Source organism: Microbacterium pseudoresistens (genome assembly GCF_013409745.1).
Classification (GTDB): Bacteria; Actinomycetota; Actinomycetes; order Actinomycetales; family Microbacteriaceae; genus Microbacterium; species Microbacterium pseudoresistens.
On sequence record NZ_JACCBH010000001.1, the window covers coordinates 2,229,061 to 2,248,980 of the forward strand.

General features: G+C 69.0%; 23 protein-coding genes. 19 read left to right on the plus strand and 4 right to left on the minus strand.

What is annotated here, in order from left to right:
- Positions 1 to 16 precede the first annotated feature (16 nt).
- Both BKA02_RS10960 and BKA02_RS10965 read left to right on the plus strand, forming a co-directional pair.
- Positions 17 to 1,042 carry an aldo/keto reductase gene (locus tag BKA02_RS10960; protein WP_179433985.1) on the plus strand — a complete coding sequence of 342 codons (1,026 nt, stop codon included), beginning with the start codon at positions 17 to 19 and terminating at the stop codon, positions 1,040 to 1,042.
- A gap of 115 nt (positions 1,043 to 1,157) precedes the next feature.
- Entirely contained in the window at positions 1,158 to 1,760 is a 603-nt protein-coding gene (locus tag BKA02_RS10965; protein ID WP_179433987.1) for a histidine phosphatase family protein, read from the plus strand.
- A 19-nt stretch (positions 1,761 to 1,779) separates the two neighbouring features.
- On the opposite strand, the gene BKA02_RS10970 is transcribed toward BKA02_RS10965, so the two are convergent.
- Positions 1,780 to 2,250, minus strand: coding sequence for a GNAT family N-acetyltransferase (locus tag BKA02_RS10970; RefSeq protein ID WP_179433989.1), 471 nt, complete (start codon positions 2,248 to 2,250; stop codon positions 1,780 to 1,782).
- A 61-nt stretch (positions 2,251 to 2,311) separates the two neighbouring features.
- Here BKA02_RS10970 and dapB point away from each other — a divergent pair, with 61 nt between their 5' ends.
- Positions 2,312 to 3,058, plus strand: coding sequence for a 4-hydroxy-tetrahydrodipicolinate reductase (dapB, locus tag BKA02_RS10975; protein ID WP_179433991.1), 747 nt, complete (start codon positions 2,312 to 2,314; stop codon positions 3,056 to 3,058).
- A complete protein-coding gene (locus tag BKA02_RS10980) occupies positions 3,055 to 3,498 on the plus strand; it encodes a hypothetical protein (RefSeq protein ID WP_246286020.1) in 444 nt (147 codons plus the stop codon). The genes dapB and BKA02_RS10980 overlap by 4 nt, the downstream gene beginning before the upstream one ends.
- Before the next feature lie 55 nt (positions 3,499 to 3,553).
- On the opposite strand, the gene BKA02_RS10985 is transcribed toward BKA02_RS10980, so the two are convergent.
- From BKA02_RS10985 to BKA02_RS10995, 3 genes are read right to left on the minus strand one after another with little or no spacing between them, the layout of a single operon-like run.
- Positions 3,554 to 3,979, minus strand: coding sequence for an OsmC family peroxiredoxin (locus tag BKA02_RS10985; RefSeq protein ID WP_179433993.1), 426 nt, complete (start codon positions 3,977 to 3,979; stop codon positions 3,554 to 3,556).
- Between the two features lie 47 nt (positions 3,980 to 4,026).
- Positions 4,027 to 4,611, minus strand: a complete 585-nt coding sequence (locus BKA02_RS10990) for a DUF4395 domain-containing protein (RefSeq protein WP_179433995.1) — start codon at positions 4,609 to 4,611, stop codon at positions 4,027 to 4,029.
- Positions 4,608 to 5,105, minus strand: coding sequence for a TlpA family protein disulfide reductase (locus BKA02_RS10995; RefSeq protein ID WP_343045396.1), 498 nt, complete (start codon positions 5,103 to 5,105; stop codon positions 4,608 to 4,610). Before BKA02_RS10995 ends, BKA02_RS10990 begins: the two co-directional genes overlap by 4 nt.
- A 101-nt stretch (positions 5,106 to 5,206) precedes the next feature.
- Between BKA02_RS10995 and BKA02_RS11000 the strand changes: the two genes are divergently transcribed.
- From BKA02_RS11000 to BKA02_RS11070, 15 genes are all read left to right on the plus strand, one after another.
- On the plus strand, positions 5,207 to 6,016 hold the full coding sequence (locus tag BKA02_RS11000) for a thymidylate synthase (protein WP_179433997.1): 810 nt from the start codon (positions 5,207 to 5,209) through the stop codon (positions 6,014 to 6,016).
- Complete coding sequence (locus BKA02_RS11005) at positions 6,013 to 6,489, plus strand: dihydrofolate reductase (RefSeq protein ID WP_179433999.1); 477 nt, start codon at positions 6,013 to 6,015, stop codon at positions 6,487 to 6,489. Before BKA02_RS11000 ends, BKA02_RS11005 begins: the two co-directional genes overlap by 4 nt.
- On the plus strand, positions 6,489 to 7,250 hold the full coding sequence (locus BKA02_RS11010) for an SDR family NAD(P)-dependent oxidoreductase (protein WP_179434001.1): 762 nt from the start codon (positions 6,489 to 6,491) through the stop codon (positions 7,248 to 7,250). The genes BKA02_RS11005 and BKA02_RS11010 overlap by 1 nt, the downstream gene beginning before the upstream one ends.
- 50 nt (positions 7,251 to 7,300) lie before the next feature.
- Positions 7,301 to 8,278, plus strand: a complete 978-nt coding sequence (gene dapA / locus BKA02_RS11015; RefSeq protein WP_179434003.1) for a 4-hydroxy-tetrahydrodipicolinate synthase — start codon at positions 7,301 to 7,303, stop codon at positions 8,276 to 8,278.
- A gap of 105 nt (positions 8,279 to 8,383) precedes the next feature.
- A complete protein-coding gene (locus BKA02_RS11020; protein ID WP_179434005.1) occupies positions 8,384 to 10,060 on the plus strand; it encodes a ribonuclease J in 1,677 nt (558 codons plus the stop codon).
- A gap of 102 nt (positions 10,061 to 10,162) precedes the next feature.
- Positions 10,163 to 12,916, plus strand: coding sequence for a DNA translocase FtsK (locus BKA02_RS11025; protein WP_179434007.1), 2,754 nt, complete (start codon positions 10,163 to 10,165; stop codon positions 12,914 to 12,916).
- Complete coding sequence (pgsA, locus tag BKA02_RS11030; protein ID WP_179434009.1) at positions 12,916 to 13,521, plus strand: CDP-diacylglycerol--glycerol-3-phosphate 3-phosphatidyltransferase; 606 nt, start codon at positions 12,916 to 12,918, stop codon at positions 13,519 to 13,521. Before BKA02_RS11025 ends, pgsA begins: the two co-directional genes overlap by 1 nt.
- Complete coding sequence (locus BKA02_RS11035) at positions 13,508 to 14,032, plus strand: CinA family protein (protein ID WP_179434011.1); 525 nt, start codon at positions 13,508 to 13,510, stop codon at positions 14,030 to 14,032. The genes pgsA and BKA02_RS11035 overlap by 14 nt, the downstream gene beginning before the upstream one ends.
- A 144-nt stretch (positions 14,033 to 14,176) precedes the next feature.
- Positions 14,177 to 14,485 (plus strand): helix-turn-helix domain-containing protein, encoded by a 309-nt coding sequence (locus BKA02_RS11040; RefSeq protein ID WP_179434013.1) that lies wholly within the window; start codon positions 14,177 to 14,179, stop codon positions 14,483 to 14,485.
- Positions 14,486 to 14,507: 22 nt separating this feature from the next.
- Positions 14,508 to 14,732, plus strand: coding sequence for a DUF3046 domain-containing protein (locus BKA02_RS11045; RefSeq protein ID WP_179434015.1), 225 nt, complete (start codon positions 14,508 to 14,510; stop codon positions 14,730 to 14,732).
- Between the two features lie 281 nt (positions 14,733 to 15,013).
- On the plus strand, positions 15,014 to 16,066 hold the full coding sequence (recA, locus tag BKA02_RS11050) for a recombinase RecA (RefSeq protein WP_179434017.1): 1,053 nt from the start codon (positions 15,014 to 15,016) through the stop codon (positions 16,064 to 16,066).
- A 230-nt stretch (positions 16,067 to 16,296) separates the two neighbouring features.
- On the plus strand, positions 16,297 to 16,854 hold the full coding sequence (locus BKA02_RS11055) for a RecX family transcriptional regulator (RefSeq protein ID WP_179434019.1): 558 nt from the start codon (positions 16,297 to 16,299) through the stop codon (positions 16,852 to 16,854).
- Between the two features lie 51 nt (positions 16,855 to 16,905).
- Complete coding sequence (miaB, locus tag BKA02_RS11060) at positions 16,906 to 18,456, plus strand: tRNA (N6-isopentenyl adenosine(37)-C2)-methylthiotransferase MiaB (RefSeq protein ID WP_179434021.1); 1,551 nt, start codon at positions 16,906 to 16,908, stop codon at positions 18,454 to 18,456.
- A gap of 19 nt (positions 18,457 to 18,475) precedes the next feature.
- A complete protein-coding gene (gene miaA / locus BKA02_RS11065; protein WP_179435434.1) occupies positions 18,476 to 19,375 on the plus strand; it encodes a tRNA (adenosine(37)-N6)-dimethylallyltransferase MiaA in 900 nt (299 codons plus the stop codon).
- On the plus strand, positions 19,372 to 19,896 hold the full coding sequence (locus tag BKA02_RS11070) for a dihydrofolate reductase family protein (RefSeq protein WP_179434024.1): 525 nt from the start codon (positions 19,372 to 19,374) through the stop codon (positions 19,894 to 19,896). Before miaA ends, BKA02_RS11070 begins: the two co-directional genes overlap by 4 nt.
- Positions 19,897 to 19,920 lie beyond the last annotated feature (24 nt).

A 19,920-nucleotide genomic window follows, 5' to 3' on the forward strand; every position in this document is an offset into this window, starting at 1 on the left:
CTTCGGGGGTGAGAGCATGCGTCTTTTCGGCGTAGGCACCGCAACCGGTTCGGAGCGCGTCGAAACCGCCGCCGCGGAGCATCCGTCGGCGCCCATCCCGCTCGTCGGTCCCGGTGTCGGCGAATGCCTGCGCGTCGCACTCGGCGCGACCGGCATCCGCGTCTTCCCACTCATGATCGGTGGTGCGGAGTTCGGCTGGAACACCGACACCGACTCGAGCCACCGCATCCTCGACCGCTATGTCGAGTTCGGCGGAAACGCCGTGCACACGGCCGACGGGTTCGCCGCCGGCCGCAGCGAGCACATCGTGGGCCGCTGGCTGCGCTCTCGTCGTCGCGACGACATCGTGCTGGGGGTACGGGTCGGTGGACATCCCGACAACCCCGGCCTCGGCTCGATCAACCTCGTGCGGGCGGTGGAGGCCTCGCTCACGCGGCTGGGCGTGGAGCGCATCGACGTGCTGTACCTCGACGGCGCCGCCGATCAGGACGCTCCCCTGGAAGACACCCTGGCGACGGCCGAGTGGCTCGTCGAGAGCGGCAAGGTCGCCGCTCTGGGAGCCTTCGGATTCTCGGCCGAACGCCTCGTCGAAGCGCGCATCCTCTCTTCTGCCGGATACCCGCGCATCGACGTGCTGGACGAGCCGTACAACCTGCTGCGTCGCGCGGGATTCGAGGGGGATCTGCGCCTCGTCGCGGGGGCGCAGGGTCTGGCGGTCACACCGTCGCACGCGCTGGAGCACGGCTTCCTCTCCGGGCGTCACCGCTCGAAGGCCCGGGCGCTGGACGGCGTGCGGGGACAGCAGTTGCGCAGCAACATCAACCGCCGCGGCATCAAGGCGCTGCGTGCTCTGGATCTCGTGGCCGAGGAGCTCCAGGTTCCCGTCGCCGCCGCGGCGATCGCCTGGTTGCTGGCCCAGCGCACCATCACCGCGCCCATCGTCAACGCATTCTCGACCGAGCATGTCGAGGAGCTCATCCAGGGGGCGGGCGTCTCGCTCAGCCGTGCCCAGCTGGGCGAGCTCAGTCGCGCCGCCGCGTAGTCCGCCGCCGTCCTGACCGGTCATCCACAGCTTCGACGCACGCCGACTCGTGTCGGAGGCCGTGGCGTAGGCTGGCAGAAGACCGGCGGAACCGTCGGATACGGATCGAGCGGTTGTGACGCACTACATCTATCTGGTCAGGCATGGCGAACACCAAGACGCCGAGTACGGCGTCGACGACGGTCCGCTCTCCCCGCGCGGTCGCCGCCAGGCCGAGCTCGTGGCCGACCGGCTCTCCGGGCTTCCGCTCGATGCCATCTGGCACTCTCCGCTGCTGCGCGCGGCAGAGACGGCGCGCGCGATCGCCGAACGCCTGCCGGCGGTCACGGCCGAGCCGTCGGCACTGCTGTTCGACTGCATCCCCACGGGGATGACCGATGAGACGCCATCGACCTTCGAGCCGTTCTTCGGGTCGGTGACCGAGGCGGAGATCGAGGCCGGCCGCGCGCAGATGGGCGATGCGGTCAGCGAGTTCCTCGTGCGCAAGCCGGGGGATGTCCACGAGGTGCTCATCACGCACAACTTCGTCATCTCGTGGTTCGTCCGCGAGGTGATCGAGGCGCCCGAATGGCGTTGGATGACGCTGAATCAGGCCCACTGCGGCCTCACCGTGATCTCGCAGAAGCAGGGCAGGCCGTGGAGCCTCGTGGCGCACAACGACCTCGGCCACCTGCCCTTCGAGCTGCACACGGGCCTGCCCGACCCGATACCGGTCTGAGCATTCCGCCTCAGAGAGGTCAGACGGCCTTGCGGTACCAGCGCGTCGCGTTCGGGTTGTCGTTGTACGCCTCCACCTGCTCGTAGCCGAGTCGGGCGTACAGGCGCCCGGCAGGCACCAGGGTGTGATGCGTGTCGAGCACGAGCTCGGTGGCGCCCCAATCGATCGCGCGTCGCTCCAGCTCGGCCATGAGCTCGACGCCCCAGCCCCTGCCGCGGCTGTCGCCGCGGAGGAAGATGTGCTTCACCTCGAAGCGCACCGTGCCGGGAGCATCGACGGCGAGTCGGCGGATGGCTCCGCAGCCGACGAGGGCGCCCTGCTCGTCGTTCGCGAGCAGGAGCACACCGTCGGGCTCGGCGAACGCATCGGGTGCGGGGAACGTCGGGGAGTAGCTGCCGCCGGGGAAGTCTGCGGCACGCGCGGCGAAGTACTCCTCGAGCAGGGCGCGGGCATCCGGGGCATCCGGGCGGGCCGGACGGAACGTGAGCATGATCCGACGCTACGCCGAGCGGCGCGGCGTGCCGCGTCGGCACGCTGAATAGACTGGGGGCATGACCACGCGAGTTGCCCTGGTGGGCGGAAACGGCAAGCTCGGCGCGATCATCCGCACGGTGATCGACGAGCTGGACGGCTTCGATGTGCACGCCGTTCTCGGCTCGCAGAGCGCGCTGTCCGAGCTCGACGGGGCGGATCTCGTGGTCGACGCCTCGACTCCATCCGTCTCGGTCGATGTGGTCCGCGCCGCTGTCGAACGGGGGGTCAACGTGCTCGTGGGCACCTCCGGCTGGTCGGCCGAGCGCATCGCTCTCGTGCGCCCGCTCGTCGAGGCGGCGGGCACCGGGGCGGTCTTCATCCCGAACTTCTCCGTCGCCTCGGTGCTGGGCTCGGCGATCTCGGCGCTCGCCGCCCCGTTCTTCAGCTCGGTCGAGATCATCGAAGCGCACAGGCACACCAAGATCGACTCGCCCAGCGGCACGGCTGTGCGCACCGCCGAACTCATCGCCCAGGCGCGCGACGGGCAGGGGCCGGTGGATGCTCCGCACGCCGACCAGCGCGCCCGCGGTCAGCAGATCTCCGGCATTCCGATCCATTCCCTGCGCCGCCCCGGTGTGGTCGCACGGCAAGAGGTGATTCTGTCGGGCGCGGGGGAGACTCTGACCATCACGCACGACACCGTCGACTCCGCCGGCGCCTACGCGCCGGGGATCCGTCTCGCGCTGCCGTACGCCCGCGATGCGCGCGGAGTGATCGTGGGGCTCGAGCACGTCATCGATCTCGGGATCACACCGAGCGCATGATGTCTCGCGTCGGCGTGGCCGTGATGACGGCGGCCCTCGCTCTCTATCTCGCCTTCGCCGTGCAGCGCGCGTTCATCATGTTCGCCACGGGAGAGCCGGTGGGCATCGCCTTCGGCGTCGGGCTGCTCGTGCTGCCGCTCATCGGGGCATGGGTGCTCGTGCGCGAAGTCATGTTCGGTGTGCAGTCCGCGCGTCTCACCCGCCGACTGGAGGATGAAGACGGGGTGCCCGACGACGACGTGGCATTGACGCCGAGCGGCCGGGTGGTGCGCGAGGAGGCCGCCGGACTCGTGCAGCGATATGCGGATGCGGCGGCCGCGGCCCCGGAGGACTGGCGATCCCGCCTGCGACTCGGCATCGTTCAGCGCGCGGCGGGGCAGCTGGGCGAAGCGCGGGCGAGCGTTCGTGCCGCGATTCGCTTGGAGAAGACGGCGCACTAAAACGCGACCCCGCCTGATCAGTCAGACGCGGCCGCGCTTCAGGTGGTGCGGGGGATCAGGCCAGCGTTGCTTCGAGCGTGATCTCGATACCCGACAGCGCCTGCGAGACCGGGCAGCCGGTCTTTGCCTCGTCGGCGATGCGCTGGAAGGTCTCGGCGTCCAGGCCGGGCACGCTCGCGTTGACGTTGAGGTGGCTGCCGGTGATGCCGGTGCCGGGCTTGAAGGTCACCGACGCCGTGGTGTCGACGCGCTCCGGCGGGGTTCCGTTGCCGGCGAGGGCGTGCGAGAGCGCCATGCTGAAGCAGGACGAGTGCGCGGCCGCGATGAGCTCTTCAGGCGTCGTGGTGGTGTCAGACCCCTCCGAGCGCGACTTCCAGTCGAGCGGGAAGGTTCCGAGGTGGGATGACGAGAACGAGACCGTGCCCGAGCCTTCGGTGAGGCTCCCCGTCCAGGTGGCTGCTGCTTCGCTCGTGACGGACATGTCGACTCCTCCGGATAGGGGGCTGATGGTGCCTGCCAGCCTACCGATCAGGCCGTGGCGGAGGAACCGCCTGTGGAGCGGCCCACGAGTCCGGCGCGCTGCAGCAGGAGCCAGATCTGGCAGCCGAGGCAGAAGCCGAAGGCGGCGTTGAGGAACGCCGCGACGAACGCGGCCGCCGTGGCCACGGGCAGCGCCCACGGTACTCCGAGCAGGTGCAGCACGAGACCGATACCCACGACGATCAGCCCGACCCCTTGCGCGAACCGGGGCGGCCGAGGATCCTCGAGTTCGGCGGGCGGGCTCAGTCGCGGGCGCACGAGCGTGCGGAACAGCGCGTTCCAGGGCTGGGTGCGCGAGGAGACGAGGCTCCAGGCGAACAGCAGCGCCACGACGAGGGTCAGCAGGAATCCGGCATCCACGACCCGCTCGGGCACCGTCGCCTGGGGGAGCGCCCACCCTCCCGGGATGTCGAAGGATGCATCGGTGAGCGTCTGGACGGCGACGTAGCCGCTGACGCCGCGCGCCGTGGAGATCCCGGTGAGTGCGAGCGCCGTCGCCACGAGCAGCAGAGCCGACGTGATCGACGCGCCGAAGCGCGGGCCGCGCGGATCGATTCCGGCCGGAGTGGTCATGAGGCTCCTTCGGAGACAGAGAATCGTTCGGAGACCGAGGATCGCTCATCAGCGGCGTCGGGAGCGGATGCGGACAGGTCCGCGAGTGCTTCGTCGAGCGCCGTACGCGCGGGGATGCCGTGGAAGCGCGAGCGCACGACGCCGTCCTCGTCGACGAGGAAGACGGTGGGCGTGGCGAGGATGCCGTAGCGCGACGCGAGATCGGTGCGGCGGGTGAGGTCGATCTCGACGGCCGAGACGCCCTCGATCGGCGCTGTCCAGTCGGCGAGCACGCGCCGCACCTGAGGGCAGCGCGTGCAGAACTCGGTGCTGAACTGCACGAGCGTCGCGCGCGGTGCCAGTGCCGCCGGCGCGAGATCGTCGGCGCGGACGGTCACCGCGCGGTCGGGGTGAATGCGCCTGCGGCGACCGTCGCGCATCCGCAGCAGGAGTCCCGCAGCGGTGGCCAGCACGAGCAGTGCGGCGACGGCGGCGAGGGCGAGCGGGGCGGGCACTCACCCAGGCTACGGCGCGGGTTTCGTATCGGGCGGGATGTGACGATGAATGACAGGATGTCCGACGCCGAATGTCGCACGCCGCCGGTAGTCTGGCGGGCATGAGCGCCGCGATCCCCACGCCCTACGAAGACCTGCTCCGCGACGTGCTCGAGCACGGTGCGCACAAGGACGATCGCACCGGTACGGGCACGACGAGTGCCTTCGGCCGACAGATCCGCTACGACCTGTCCGAGGGCTTCCCGCTCATCACGACCAAGCGCGTGCACTTCAAATCGATCGCGTACGAGCTGCTGTGGTTCCTGCGCGGCGACTCCAACGTGCGCTGGCTGCAGGAGCACGGCGTGACGATCTGGGACGAATGGGCCGATGCCGACGGCGACCTCGGCCCCGTCTACGGCGTGCAGTGGCGCTCGTGGCCGACGCCCGATGGCGGTCACATCGATCAGCTCGCCCAGGTGATCGACCAGATCAAGGCCGACCCCGATTCGAGGCGTCTGATCGTCTCGGCGTGGAATCCCGCAGACATCCCCGATATGGCGCTCGCGCCGTGCCACGCCCTGTTCCAGTTCTACGTCGCCGAGGGCAGGCTGTCGTGCCAGCTGTACCAGCGCAGCGCAGACCTGTTCCTGGGCGTGCCCTTCAACATCGCCTCCTATGCGCTGCTCACCCTCATGGTGGCCCAGCAGACCGGCCTCGAGCCGGGGGAGTTCGTGTGGACCGGCGGCGACTGCCACATCTATGACAACCACCGCGAGCAGGTGAGGGAGCAGCTCACGCGCGAGCCGTACCCGCTGCCGACGCTGCGGATCGCCCGCACACCCGACTCGATCTTCGACTACCGCTTCGAGGACTTCGTGGTCGAGGACTACCAGCACCACCCGGCGATCAGGGCGGCGGTGGCGGTATGACCTGGGCGGGTCTCATCTGGGCGCAGGCGCACGACGCAGTGATCGGCGCGGAGGGCGGCATGCCCTGGCACGTTCCCGAAGACCTCGCACATTTCAAGGAGGTCACCCTCGGCGCCCCTGTCGTGATGGGGCGCAAGACCTGGGATTCGCTGCCCGAACGCTTTCGTCCGCTGCCCGACCGCGAGAACATCGTCATCACGCGTCGGCAGGACTGGTCCGCGCCCGGCGTGCGTCGTGCGGCGACGGTGTCCGAGGCGGTGCGGGGCCTCGACCGGGTCTGGATCATCGGCGGGGCTGAGATCTTCCGGCAGACGATCGGCGATGCCGACCGGCTCGAGGTCACCGAGATCGACCTCGCCGTCGACGGCGACGCCTTCGCCCCGTCGACGCAGGGGTGGCGCCTCGTCGACGAGGGGGAGTGGCAGACTTCTCGCAGCGGCGCGCGCTACCGCTTCCTGGGATACGAGCGCTGATGGCCACGGCGCTGATCACGGGTGCGGCGGCCGGGCTCGGAGCGGAGTTCGCGCGTCAACTGGCGCAGCGCGGTGCCGACCTCGTTCTCGTGGGGCGCACCCGCGAGACGCTGGATACACTGGCCGCCCACCTGCGGGAGGCGTACGAGGTGCGGGTCGAGGTGCTGACGGCCGATCTGTCCGTCGAGCGTCAGCTCGCCAGAGTCGTGCGGCGCGTACAGGACAGGCAGCACCCGATCGACGTGCTCGTGAACAACGCCGGCTTCGGCCTCCCGCTGGCCTTCGCCGACAACGACATCGACGACGAGGTGCGCCACCTCAGGGTGCATGTCGAGGCGCCGATGCGGCTCATGCACGCCGCGCTCGGCGCGATGCGCGGGCGAGGCGGCCGGATCATCAACGTCGCCTCGGTGGCCGGCTTCATCTCGCGGTCGACGTACTCGGCCTGCAAGGGCTGGCTGATCGGCTTCAGTCGGTGGGCGAACGCCGAGTACGCGCGCGATCGCGTGACGGTGACCGCCGTGTGCCCCGGCTTCACGCACACGACCTTCCACGAGCGGATGGGTCTGCCTCCCGGCAAGGAGGGCATCCCGGACATCATGTGGCTGAACGCGGCCGACGTGGTGCGCGAAGGTCTGCGCGACGCCGCACGCGGCAAGGCGGTGTCGATCCCGTCGCTGCGCTACAAGGCGATCGTGGCGCTCAGCCGGGTTCTGCCGTCGGGGCTCACGGCCTCGGTGGCACGGCGGGGCCGGATCTGAACGATCGGCGTGCGCCGTCGCCATCGGGTCGATGACGATACGCTGAGAGCATGACGCACACGGGCAATCCCTTCGGACAGGTGCTCGTCGCGCTCGTCACCCCGATGACGGCCGACGGAGAGGTCGATTGGCCCGCCGTCGAGAAGCACATGGACCGCGTGATCAGCGACGGCGCCGACGGCATCGTCGTCACCGGCACCACGGGTGAGACCTCCACTCTCACCGACGATGAGAAGATCCGCCTGGTCGAGGTCGGCAAAGACGTCTCGGCCGGTCGCGCCAAGATCATCACCGGCGGGGGCTCCAATGAGACGGCGCACGCGATCGAACTGTACAAGGCCAGCGAGAAGGCCGGCGCCGACGGCATCATGATCGTCACGCCGTACTACAACAAGCCCACCCAGGCGGGTATCCTCACGCACTTCCGGCTCGTCGCCGACGCGACCGACCTGCCGGTGATCCTCTACGACATCCCCGGGCGCACGGGCGTTCCCATCCAGTACGAGACGATCCTGCGCCTGGCCAAGCACCCGAACATCCTCGCCGTGAAAGATGCCAAGGGCGACTTCTCCGAGGTGAGCCGGGTGCTCAACCAGACCGGATTGATGTACTTCTCCGGCGATGACGCCAACGTGCTGCCGCACCTTTCGATCGGGGCCACAGGCCTGATCGGCGTGACCTCGAACGTGACATCGGCGCCATACCGGACCATCGTCGATGCCGTCAACCGCGGCGACCTGGCGGCGGCGACGGCGGCGCACAAGCAGCTCGAGCCCCTCGTGCGCGCCGTGGGCACGCACGTGCCGGGAACCGTGTCGGTGAAGTACATCCTGCACGGCCTCGGCCGCATCGGCAGCCCGCGCGTGCGCCTGCCGCTGGTGGGCCCGGAGGAGTGGGAGGCCGCGATCATCGAGGACGAGCTGGCTCTGGTCAGCGGTGTTCCGGGGGCCGACTTCTCCGACTTCCGTCCCGACCGCAACGCCGCAGCCGGGGGCGCCCTGCCCAAGGTGCACGGCACCACCCGATGACCCGCACGGTCACCGGCCCACGAACGATCGCCCGCTGAGGGCAGCGATCACGAGATCGCACAACGCAAGAGAATGGGCGTCTCGGATGCCCCTTGAGGAGGCACCATGACCATCCCGCTCGCCGAACCCGACAAGCTCGCTCCGCAGACGCTGCGCGTCATCCCGCTGGGCGGACTCGGAGAGGTCGGCCGCAACATGACGATCTTCGAGTTCGACGGCAAGATCATCATCGTCGACTGCGGCGTGCTCTTCCCCGAAGACCATCAGCCGGGCGTCGACCTGATCCTGCCCGACTTCGAGCCGATCAAGGACCGCCTCGACGACATCGTCGCCGTCGTGCTCACGCATGGTCACGAGGACCACATCGGCGCCGTGCCGTACCTGCTGCGGCTGCGCCAGGACATCCCGCTGATCGGTTCCGGACTCACGCTCGCGCTCGTGGAGGCCAAGCTCAAGGAGCACCGCATCAAGGCCACCACTCGCGTGGTCGCCGAGGGGCAGGACGTCGCAGTCGGGCCGTTCGACCTCGAGTTCGTCGCCGTCAACCACTCGATCCCGGACGCGCTCGCCGTCGCGATCCGCACACCCGCAGGGCTCGCGCTGGCCACCGGCGACTTCAAGATGGACCAGTTGCCCTTGGACGGCCGGCTCACCGACCTGCGCGCCTTCTCCCGTCTGGGGGAGGAGGGTGTCGACCTGTTCCTCGTGGACTCCACCAACGCGGATGTGCCGGGCTTCACGCCCCTCGAGCGCTCGATCGGGCCGGTGCTCGACCAGGTGATCGGCAAGGCGCCGCGCCGCGTGATCGTCGCCAGCTTCTCCAGCCACGTGCACCGCGTTCAGCAGGTGCTCGACGCCGCGCACGCCCACGGCCGCCGCGTGGCGCTGCTCGGCCGCAGCATGCTGCGCAACATGACGATCGCCGAGGACCTCGGCTACCTCCGCGTTCCCGACAACGTGCTGATCGACTACAAGAAGGCCAAGGACCTTCCCGACGACAAGATCGTCTACATGTCCACGGGCTCGCAGGGCGAGCCGATGGCGGTGCTCAGCCGCATGGCGAACCTCGAGCACGCCATCGAGCCGGGGCCGGGAGACACCGTGATCCTCGCATCGAGCCTCATCCCGGGCAACGAGAACGCCGTGTACCGCGTCATCGACGGACTCACCAAGCTCGGCGCCGACGTCGTGCACAAGGCGAATGCGCGGGTCCATGTCTCGGGACACGCCGCCGCGGGCGAACTGCTGTACTGCTACAACATCCTCAAGCCGCGCAACGTGCTGCCCGTGCACGGCGAGTACCGGCATCTCATCGCCAACGCCAAGCTCGCGCAGGACACCGGAATCCCCGAGGAGAACACGATCATCGCTTCGAACGGCACCGTGATCGACCTCGCCGGCGGCGTCGCGCGCGTCGCGGGGCAGCTCGACCTCGGATTCGTCTACGTCGACGGCTCGACGGTGGGCGAGATCACCGACGCCGACCTCAAGGACCGACGCATCCTCGGCGAGGAGGGCTTCATCTCCGTCATCGTCGTCGTGGACTCGGCGACGGGCCGGATCGTGTCCGGCCCCGAGATCCACGCCCGGGGCGTCGCCGAGGACGACGCGGTGTTCGACGACGTCGTTCCCAAGATCGTCGCGGCGCTCAAGGAGGCCGCCGGCAACGGCGTGCGCGACAACCACGCTCTGTCACAGGCGGTGCGGCGCACGATAGGTCGCTGGGTCAACCAGAAGCTGCGTCGCCGGCCGATGATCGTCCCGCTCGTGATCGAGGCCTGAGCCGCCCGGGCAGCCCTTGTGCCCGGCGCCGTTGGCCGCGCAATCCTCCGGAAACCCGCGTCATTACGGGCCGATGTCATCGGTGGGCCGTAGCGTGGGGGCATGCCCAGGAGTACCAGTGCGACCAAGAGCGATGCGGCGTCGGCGAAGCCCTCGACCCGCTCCCGCTCCGGTTCCGGCACGGGATCCGGCGCGAAGCGACGCAGCGCCGCCGCTCCCAAGAAGTACATCGACGAGGTCGACAAGCCGCCGGTGGCGGTGCGCGCCGGGAACGGGCTCGCCCACGGCGTCGGCGGGCTGTTCCGCGCCTTCGGGCCGGAGACGCTCGAGAAAGACCAGCGCCGCGACGGATTCCCGTTCCTGCTCGTGCTGCTCGCGGCGGCGGGCGCCGTCGTCGAATGGTTCTTCATCGGCAACGACGTCGCATCGGCGATCAGCGCCTACACCTTCGGCGGGATGATCGGCCGGGCGGCGTTCGTGCTGCCCGTACTGCTGCTCCTGCTGGCGGGATGGCTGTTCCGCCACCCGTCCTCGGTGCACGACAACGGGCGCATCGGCATCGGCTTCGGACTGTTCGTGCTGGTGCTGGCGGGGTTCTGCCATGTGGCCGGCGGTGAGCCGGAGCCCAGGCAGGGCATGCTCGCGCTCAGCGAAGCCGGCGGACTGTTCGGCTGGTTGCTGGGTGCGCCTCTCGTCTTCCTCACGCCCGTCGTGGCCTACGTCGTGCTGTCGCTGCTCGCCGTGCTGAGCATCCTGATCCTTACCAAGACGCCCCCGAACCGGATCGGCTCGCGCCTCGGTGATCTCTACGCCTGGATGTTCGACGCCGAACGCGCACCGCGCGCGACCGCCGTCGAGACCGATCCCGAGGTCGAGGGCGAGAAAGACGACGACGCGCTGCCGTGGTGGCGGCGCAACAAGACCGGACGTGAGGAGGATCCCGACGAGGGCGGACTGGGTTCGCAGGACCTCACCGAACTACTGCCCGCGCAGGGATCGAGCTCGTCGACGCCGGCCTTCGATCAGGCGGTGATCGTCGGCGACGATCCGTACGACGCCGCGACCGAAGTGCTCACCGACGTGCGCGCCGTCGCCGACGGGCTGGCCGAGAACCAGAGCACGGCGCTGCTGGACGACGGCGACACGGGGGAGGCTCCCGAGCTCCCCGGATTCGACGGATTCGGCACGGCCGGCCCTGGTGAGCGCGGGCCTCAGGCTCCCGCCGCGCCGTACATCCTGCCCTCGCCCGGCGTGCTCAGCGCAGGCCCGGCTCCCGTCGTGCGCTCGGACGCGACGGATCGCGTCATCGAGCAGATCACGAGCGTGCTCACCCAGTTCAAGGTCGACGCGAAGGTCACCGGCTTCTCCCGCGGACCCACCGTCACCCAGTACGAAGTCGAGGTAGGGCACGGCGTCAAGGTCGAGAAGATCACCCAGCTCTCCAACAACATCGCGTACGCGGTGGCCTCCAACGACGTGCGCATCCTCTCGCCGATCCCCGGCAAGAGCGCCATCGGCATCGAGATCCCCAACACCGACAAGGAGAAGGTCGCGCTCGGCGACGTGCTGCGTTCTCCTGCCGCGCAGAAGAGCACGCATCCGCTGACGATCGGCGTCGGCAAGGACGTCGGCGGCAACATCGTCGTCGCCAACCTCGCCAAGATGCCGCACCTGCTCGTCGCCGGATCCACCGGTTCGGGCAAGTCGAGCTTCGTGAACTCCATGATCACGAGCCTGCTGATGCGCGCGCGTCCGTCGGATGTGCGCATGGTGCTCATCGACCCGAAGCGTGTGGAGCTGACCAGCTACACCGGCGTACCGCACCTGATCACCCCCATCATCACGAACCCGAAGAAGGCGGCCGAGGCGCTGCAGTGGGTCGTGAAGGAGATGGATATGCGGTACGACGACCTCGCGTCGTTCGGCTTCCGTCACATCGACGATTTCAACCGGGCCGTGCGCGCGGGCGAGGTCGAGGTGCCGGTCGGCAGTGAGCGCGTGCTCAAGCCGTACCCGTACCTGCTCGTCGTGGTCGATGAGCTCGCCGATCTCATGATGGTCGCCCCGCGCGACGTCGAGGACTCGATCGTGCGCATCACCCAGCTGGCGCGGGCCTCGGGCATCCACCTCGTGCTCGCCACGCAGCGCCCCAGCGTCGACGTCGTCACCGGTCTCATCAAGGCCAATGTGCCCTCGCGTCTCGCCTTCGCCGTGACCAGCGTCACCGACAGCCGGGTCATCCTCGACAGCCCCGGAGCCGACAAGCTCATCGGGCAGGGCGATGCGCTGTTCTCGCCGATGGGCTCCTCAAAGCCGTTCCGGCTACAGGGAGCCTGGGTCGAGGAGAGCGAGATCGACGCCGTCGTCAAGCACGTCACGTCTCAGGCGCACCCGGAATACCGGCCCGACGTGCAGGAGGCCATCGAACCGAAGAAGAAAGAGGTCGACGAAGACATCGGCGACGACCTCGAGGTGCTTCTCGCGGCGGCAGAGCTCGTCGTGTCGACGCAGTTCGGATCGACCTCGATGCTGCAGCGCAAGCTGCGTGTGGGCTTCGCCAAGGCCGGGCGCCTGATGGACCTGCTGGAGTCGCGCGAGATCGTCGGCCCTTCCGAGGGCTCCAAGGCACGCGATGTGCTCGTCACGCCCGAACAGCTTCCCGATGTGCTCGCCCGCCTGCGCGGAGACGGCCCCTCGGGCCCCGCACCCTCCGCAGACGCGAGTGCGGCGCCGAGCGCGCCGTCGCGTCCGGCCGATCAGTACGGATCCGATCCCGTGAGATCGCAGTTCGAGGGACTGCCCGAGGTCGACGGCGACAGCGACGAGGATGCCTGGGGATTGACGGGGCGCGACTGATGGCGATCCCGCGCCAGCTGCCCAATGCGATCACCGTCATCCGCATCCCGCTGGCGATCGTCTTCTTCGTGCTGCTGCTCCTGGGCGGGCGGTACGGTGAGACTGACATCGCCCTGAGGTGGGTCGCCGCGGCGCTGTTCGTCCTCGCGATCAGCACCGACTGGGTCGACGGGTACCTGGCGCGCAAGTACGACATCGTCAGTGACTTCGGCAAGCTGTGGGATCCGATCGCCGACAAGCTGCTCACCGGCGCCGGCTTCATCGGCCTCGCCATCCTCGACGAGGTGTGGTGGTGGGTTGTCATCGTGATCCTCATCCGCGAGTGGGGCATCACGGCGCACCGGCTGGTCGTCGCCAAGGAGCACGTGGTGGCCGCCGCGTGGATGGGCAAGATCAAGACCGCGGTGCAGGGCGTCGCCCTGGCCTGGGCGCTCCTGCCGCTGCACCTGCTCATAGGCCTCGACGCCTGGACGCTCGTCACCGCCGTGCTGATGGGGATCGTGCTCGTGCTGACCCTGGCCAGCGGCGCGGATTACGTGCGGGCCCAGGTGCGGGGTTCGCGGGCGCACGCCTCCGGATCGCAGGCTCCGCATGACGAGCGTTGACGACGCCTCGTCGCTCGCGCCGCGGGTACTCGCGGCGCTGAACGAGCGGGGATGGACCCTGGGTGTTGCCGAGTCGTTGACGGGCGGGGCGCTGGTCTCGGCGCTCGTGTCGGTCCCCGGCGCCTCCGACGTCGTCGCGGGAGGCGTGGTGGCCTACGCGACGCCCCTCAAGCACACGCTGCTCGGCGTCGATGCGGGCCTGCTCGACGAGCATGGCCCCGTGCATCCGGAGGTTGCCGGGCAGATGGCGGCAGGAGTCCGCTCGACGCTGGCGATCGACGGTCGCGAGGCGGATGCCGGCCTGTCCACCACGGGGATCGCCGGTCCCGACTCCCCGGACGGCCAGCCGGTGGGAACCGTGCATATCGGTGTGAGCACCCCCGAGGGATCCGAGGTGCGCTCGCATGTCTTCCGCGGCGATCGCGCATCGATCCGATCGCAGAGCGTGGATGCGGCGCTGGTGCTGCTCGCCGACCATCTGGCGCGCGGATCGGGCGCATCCGGGGAATAGGGGAGCGGTTCACGAAGTTGAGTCGAGTGTGCTCACATTCACGACACAGGTTGACACGCTAGATTTTCCCCCGATGGATCGGGTTAGACTGACGATCCGATCGGACGCAACCATCGGGTCGGAACGGCGAGAGAGGAGGTCCCGATGATCCTCGTACGACAGGAGATCGGCGACGTGCTGAGGGACTTCCGTCTGCAGAAGGGCCGGACGCTCCGTCAGGTCGCCGGCAAGGCATCCGTCGCACTCGGCTACCTCAGCGAGGTCGAGCGCGGTCAGAAGGAGGCCTCCAGTGAGATCCTCGCCTCGGTCGCCGAGGCGCTCGACGTCCCCATCTCGACCATCATGCGCGAGGTCGGCGACCGCATCTCGGTGCTCGAGGGCATCCAGGTCTTCCCCGATGTCGTCCCCGACGACCTCGTCGCCGAGGTGGGCCCGGAGCTGTCGCTGCGGTGATCGCGGCCGGCGGCGGACACAGATGCGCAGAAGCGAGTTCCTCCGTGCTGTCGACGCCGAGTTCGGCGCCCGTGCATCGTCGTTGCTGAACGACCTGGTGCTGAGCGGGCTCGGAGGACGGTCGTCGAGTCGCGCCCTGGACGACGGCGTGCCGCCGCGGGACATCTGGCTGGCGCTGTGCGAGGAGACCGACGTTCCCGCCGCCCGCAGATACGGTGTGGGCCGCCGCGAGCTCAAGCGCTTCTGACGGGCATCGCCCTCGATGCCGGCTCGCGGCGTGTTCGAGATCGGATCGCCCGAGATCCGGCGTGTCGTCGAATCTGTGTTCGATGACGGCGTATCGTCCTCCACAGATGACATCGAGCAGGAAGTCGTCCACAGTTCGGGTGAACATCGCAGCGATGTCGGTGGCCCTCCGTACCGTGAACGACATGACCTCGACGGTTATACGCCTTGTCGAAGAGTCGACCCGCCGGGAAGACCGAGACAGCCTACAGGCGGCAGTTCGCGATCACGAAGGAGCACACCATGCCCACACCGGCAGACCGCGAGAAGGCCCTCGAATCGGCCCTCGCACAGATCGACCGCCAGTTCGGAAAGGGCTCGGTCATGCGGCTGGGCAGCGACGAGCGCGCCCCGGTCGAAGTCATCCCCACGGGCTCCATCGCCCTCGACGTCGCGCTCGGCGTCGGCGGACTGCCCCGCGGCAGAATCATCGAGATCTACGGTCCGGAGTCGTCGGGTAAGACGACCCTCACGCTGCATGCGATCGCGAATGTCCAGCGCGCGGGCGGCATCGCCGCCTTCGTCGACGCGGAGCACGCGCTCGACCCGGAGTACGCGCAGAAGCTCGGCGTCGACATCGACCAGCTGCTCGTGTCGCAGCCCGACACGGGTGAGCAGGCGCTCGAGATCGCCGACATGCTGATCCGCTCCGGCGCGATCGATCTCGTCGTGATCGACTCCGTGGCTGCGCTCGTGCCCCGAGCCGAGATCGAGGGCGAGATGGGCGATTCGCATGTGGGACTGCAGGCGCGACTCATGTCGCAGGCGCTGCGCAAGCTCACCGGTGGCCTGAACCAGACCAAGACCACCGCGATCTTCATCAACCAGCTGCGCGAGAAGATCGGCGTGTTCTTCGGATCGCCCGAGACCACCGCGGGCGGCAAGGCGCTGAAGTTCTACGCCTCGGTGCGCCTTGATATCCGTCGCATCGAGACATTGAAAGACGGCACGGACGCGGTCGGAAACCGCACGCGCGTCAAGGTCGTCAAGAACAAGATGGCGCCGCCGTTCAAGCAGGCCGAGTTCGACATCCTCTACGGCACGGGGATCTCCCGGGAGGGCAGCCTCATCGACTTCGGCGTGGAGCACGGCATCGTGAAGAAGTCGGGTGCCTGGTACACCTACGAGGGCGACCAGCTCGGCCAGGGCAAGGAGAACGCCCGCAACTTCCTGCTCAAGAACCCCGACATCGCGGCGACCATCGAGACGCAGATCAAGCAGAAGCTCGGCATCGGCGGGGCGGCCGCGGTCGTGGAAGAGCCGGCCGACGAGCTCGCGCAGCGGCGCCCGGCCTGATCATGACGGATCGGAACGGGGGCGAGCGCATGTCGGACGATGAGCGTCTCGCCCCCGTCATCCCGCTCTTCGGTGGCGCGGCGCCCGGCCGGGCGCGGAAGGCGGATGATCGAACGAAGTCCCGGCAGGGACATCTCGCGGAGCAGTCGGACGATGAGCCATCGGGAACGCCGGGCCCTGCCCATCCGGCGCGGCGGGCAGCCTCGCGGCCCGTTCCCGTCGGAGTGCATGTGGCACGCACGCACGCTCCGACCGCGGGTTGGGATGACAGCGGATCGGTCGACGAGGAGGGCCTGCGGAACGTGCTCGTGCGCAAGCTGCGCTCCAAACAGCTCTCCTCCGCGGAGGCACGCACTCTGCTGCGCGGCTCCGGGGCGAGCGAGGCGCAGATCAGCAACCTCGTCGACGAGTTCGAGGAGCGTCGCTATCTCGATGATCAGACCCTCGCCGATCACATCGTCCGTGCGGGCATCGAGCGAAAGGGACAGGGACGCGTCGTCATCGGGCGCACGCTGCGCCAGCGTGGAATCGCGAGCGAGCTCATCGATCAGGCTCTCGCCGCCGTCGAGGACGACGACTTCGAGCACGCCCTCGCCTTCGCCGAGGGCAAGGCGCGCAGCCTCATCCGCTACGACGACGAGACGGCGCTGCGACGGCTCACCGGCCAGCTGGCTCGTCGAGGGTACAGCGGCCAGATCTCCCGAAACGCTGCGACCCGTGCGCTGCGGGAGGCGCGGCATGCCGCAGGCGGTGGCGGGGTCGGTGTGCGCTTCGTCGACTCGGACTGATAGCACCCGGCAGGGCCGTCACGGGTGGACGATCGTAGAATGGTCTGCATCATGACCACTCCCTCCAGTGCCCCGACCGTCATCGCGCCGTCTTCGGCCGCGTTCGACGACACCGGCCGCGCACGCACCTACGAGGTGCGCACCTTCGGTTGCCAGATGAACGTGCACGACTCCGAGCGCCTGTCCGGCTCTCTGGAGAGCGCCGGGTACATCCGCGCCGAGGCAGGTGCCGAGGCCGATGTCGTGATCATCAACACCTGCGCCGTGCGCGATAACGCCGCGGGCAAGCTCTACGGCACGCTGGGGCACCTGAAGTCCCGCAAGGACAAGCGCGAGGGCATGCAGATCGCCGTCGGCGGGTGCCTGGCACAGATGGACCAGCAGAAGGTCGTCGACAAGGCGCCCTGGGTCGATGTCGTCTTCGGCACGCACAACATGGGCTCGCTGCCCGGCTTGCTCGAGCGTGCGCGTCACAACGGCGAGGCTGAGCTGGAGATCCTCGAATCGCTCGAGGTCTTCCCCTCCACCCTCCCCACGCGCCGCGACTCGGCGCACAGCGGCTGGGTGTCGATCTCGGTCGGCTGCAACAACACGTGCACGTTCTGCATCGTGCCGAGCCTGCGCGGCAAGGAGAAGGACCGTCGCCCGGGCGATATTCTCAGCGAGATCCGTCTCCTCGTCGACGACGGGGCCATCGAGGTCACCCTCCTCGGTCAGAACGTGAACTCCTACGGCGTCGAGTTCGGGGACCGCCGGGCCTTCGGCAAACTGCTGCGGGCCGCGGGCGAGATCGAAGGGCTGGAGCGCATCCGCTTCACGAGTCCGCACCCGGCGGCCTTCACCGACGACGTCATCCACGCCATGGCCGAGACCCCGAGTGTCATGCCGCAGCTGCACATGCCGCTGCAATCCGGTAGCGACCGCATCTTGAAGGCGATGCGTCGCTCCTATCGGAGCGCGAAGTTCCTCGGCATCCTCGATCGCGTGCGCGAGCGCATTCCGCACGCGGCGATCTCCACCGACATCATCGTCGGCTTCCCCGGCGAGACCGATGAGGACTTCGAAGACACCATGCGTGTGGTGGAGCAGGCGCGCTTCGCCAGTGCGTTCACGTTCCAGTACTCGATCCGCGAGGGCACTCCTGCCGCGACGATGGCGGATCAGGTGCCCAAGGCGGTCGTGCAGGAGCGCTATGACCGGCTCATCGCGCTGCAGGAACGCATCTCACTCGAGGAGAACCAGAAGCAGCTGGGCCGCGAGGTCGAGGTGCTCGTGTCGGTGGGCGAGGGCAAGAAGGATGCCGAGACGCATCGGCTCACCGGTCGGGCCAAGGACAACCGTCTCGTCCACTTCGAGGTTCCCGTCGGGTCAGACCTTCCGCGTCCCGGCGACGCCGTGACCGTGACGGTGACCCACGCCGCGCCGTTCCACCTGCTGGCCGATGCTGTCGACGGCGCGCCCCTGCGCATCCGACGCACGCGCGGCGGCGAGGCATGGGATCGCGCGCAGGCAGAGACGTGCGGCGTCCCGGCCGCGCCGTCCGAGCCTGGCGCGCCGCGTCCGGTGTCGCTGGGCCTGCCCACGCTTCGCATCGGTGTCTGAGAGCTCCCGTTCGACGACCATGCTCTGGGCGGTCGTCGGCGCGACGGGCACCGGCAAGAGCGAACTCGCCCTGCGCCTCGCCGAGCATCTGCGTGCAGGGGGAAACCCCGCCCAGATCGTCAACGCGGACGCCATGCAGCTGTACCGCGGCATGGACATCGGCACGGCCAAGCTCAGTGTCGACGAGCGGCGCGGCATCCCGCATCACCTGCTCGACGTACGCGAGGTGACCGAGGATGCCGCTGTGGCGTGGTACCAGCCGCTGGCCCGTGCGGCGATCGCGCGGATCCATGCCGGTGGCGGCGATGCGATCCTCGTGGGCGGTTCGGGGCTGTACGTCTCCAGCGTGCTCTTCGACTTCCGCTTTCCGCCGCGCGACCCCGAGGTGCGCGCGCGGCTCGAGCAGGAGCTTGCCGATCTCGGGCCGGGTGCGCTGTTCGCGCGGCTGCAGGAGCGGGATCCCCTCACCGCCGCGCGCATCGACATGAAGAACGGCCGCCGTGTCATCCGGGCTCTGGAGGTCCTGGAGCAGGGCGCGCAGACGCACGGTGCCGCCCTGCCCGCCGAGCCTGCGCTGTGGTGCGAACGCACGCGCATCCTCGGCCTGCACGTCGACCGAGCCGACCTCGTCGAGCGTCTCGACGCCCGCACGGAGCGGATGTGGGCGCAGGGAATGCTCGACGAGGTGCGCGCACTGCGCGAGGCCGGCCTCGAGGAGGGGACCACCGCCTCGCGCGCCATCGGCTACGCCCAGGCGCTCGCTCAACTGCGCGGGGAGAGGAGCGAGACGGAGGCGATCGCGGAGACCCAGGCGCTCACGCGCCGCTACGCGCGCCGCCAGGTGTCGTGGTTCAAACGGTACCCGCAGATCGAGTGGATCCCTCCGATGTCGGAGGCTGCTGACATCCTGGCAGGATGACGACCCATTTCTACACGGCGACCAGCCTCGACGGGTTCATCGCGACAGCGGATCACTCACTGGACTGGCTGCTGACTCAGGACATCGATCTCGACGGGCCGATGGCCTACCCGGCCTTCGTCGAGGGCATCGGGGCGCTGGCGATGGGCGCCTCGACGTATGAATGGGTCATGGCGCACGAGAACGGGGCGTGGACCTACACGCAGCCCACCTGGGTGTTCACCCACCGCGATCTTGCGCCGCCGGCCTCGGGCGACGTGCGCTTCACACAAGCCGATGTCCGCGAGGTGCACGCCGAGATGGCTGCTGCTGCAGAGGGAAAGGATCTGTGGATCGTGGGCGGCGGAGATCTCGCCGGCCAGTTCGCCGACGCCGGCCTCCTCGACGAGGTCTGGCTGCAATACGCCCCGGTGACACTCGGCGCGGGCGCCCCGGTGCTTCCGCGGCGGCTGGAGCTGGATCTCATCGACACCGCACGCAACCGCGCCTTCCTCTGCGGTCGTTACAGAGTCTTGCGGTGACCGGGACGATACGCAGATCCGCCG